A 1,830-nucleotide genomic window follows, 5' to 3' on the forward strand; every position below is an offset into this window, starting at 1 on the left:
ACCGCAGCCGTATCGGTCAGATCGCCATCGCTGATCGTATAGGTGAAACTGTCCGGCCCTTCGTAGCCGGCGTCAGGCGAATAGGTCAGCGTGCCGTCGCCATTATCCGTCAGCGTGCCATGCGAGGGATCGCCCAGCAAGGTGATGCTCACCGGGTCCCCATCCGGGTCGCTGTCATTGCCCAGGAGATCCGTGGCAGCGGTTAAGACGAGGTCCGTGTCCGCAAGCACAGTGGCTGTATCATCTGCGGCAACCGGCGCCTGGTTCACTGGAATGATTGTCCCGTCCTCGTCCGCAAGAGGGTCGCTTGCAAACTCCACGTAATCCACCTGCGCGGTAAAGCCCGCCGCATCCAGAACATTGCCTGCAAAGACCCCCGCAGAAGCGGCCGTCAGCGCCTGGGTAAAACTCACCGCCGTGGTCCAGCCGGTCCCGTCGGCGGAATATTCAAACGTCCAGTTGTCCCCCGACCGGACCACCCGCAGGTATTCCGAGCTGCCCGCCGGGACCGTCGCATTGACACGGGCAGAGGTGGAGCCATTAACCGTCACACCCGCAAAAACGCGCAGGCTGCTGCCATCTGAATGAATATCAAACCGCAGCCAGTTGTTTGCATCCTGCTCCACCAGGATGCCCTGCACCTGGAACCGCTCTGACGGCGTGCTGAGAAAGCGGGCCTCAACGGCGAAATCCGCATCGGCAATGTCCTGCACGGCGCGGGCGCTGTTGTTCACCTGCCAGGCATCATAGTTGCCATCCGGCGTCACCAGCTCCAGATAGGCATCCGCCGCATTCGCATCCACACTGCTGGAAATTCCCGATGGCCCCTCGATGCGCCAGACCGGGTCCAGGCCATTGCTGAAATCATCCGACACCCCGGATGAGGCCGGCGGCTGCGCCGAAACGGTTAAGCTGACCGCAGCCGTATCGGTCAGATCGCCATCGCTGATCGTATAGGTGAAACTGTCCGGCCCTTCGTAGCCGGCGTCAGGCGAATAGGTCAGCGTGCCGTCGCCATTATCCGTCAGCGTGCCATGCGAGGGATCGCCCAGCAAGGTGATGCTCACCGGGTCCCCATCCGGGTCGCTGTCATTGCCCAGGAGATCCGTGGCAGCGGTTAAGACGAGGTCCGTGTCCGCAAGCACAGTGGCTGTATCATCTGCGGCAACCGGCGCCTGGTTCACTGGAATGATTGTCCCGTCCTCGTCCGCAAGAGGGTCGCTTGCAAACTCCACGTAATCCACCTGCGCGGTAAAGCCCGCCGCATCCAGAACATTGCCTGCAAAGACCCCCGCAGAAGCGGCCGTCAGCGCCTGGGTAAAACTCACCGCCGTGGTCCAGCCGGTCCCGTCGGCGGAATATTCAAACGTCCAGTTGTCCCCCGACCGGACCACCCGCAGGTATTCCGAGCTGCCCGCCGGGACCGTCGCATTGACACGGGCAGAGGTGGAGCCATTAACCGTCACACCCGCAAAAACGCGCAGGCTGCTGCCATCTGAATGAATATCAAACCGCAGCCAGTTGTTTGCATCCTGCTCCACCAGGATGCCCTGCACCTGGAACCGCTCTGACGGCGTGCTGAGAAAGCGGGCCTCAACGGCGAAATCCGCATCGGCAATGTCCTGCACGGCGCGGGCGCTGTTGTTCACCTGCCAGGCATCATAGTTGCCATCCGGCGTCACCAGCTCCAGATAGGCATCCGCCGCATTCGCATCCACACTGCTGGAAATTCCCGATGGCCCCTCGATGCGCCAGACCGGGTCCAGGCCATTGCTGAAATCATCCGACACCCCGGATGAGGCCGGCGGCTGCGCCGAAACGGTTAAGCTG

1 protein-coding gene is annotated in these 1,830 nt (G+C 62.1%); it reads right to left on the reverse strand.

Annotation, left to right across the window (positions count from 1 at the left end; genetic code table 11):
* Positions 1-1,790, reverse strand: a 1,790-nt coding sequence (locus AC5STI_RS18640) for a cadherin-like domain-containing protein (RefSeq protein ID WP_495447788.1), incomplete at its 3' end; no start/stop codon positions are given.
* Between the last annotated feature and the right edge of the window lie 40 nt (positions 1,791-1,830).

The organism is Leisingera sp. CC-HEC096, from assembly GCF_059429235.1.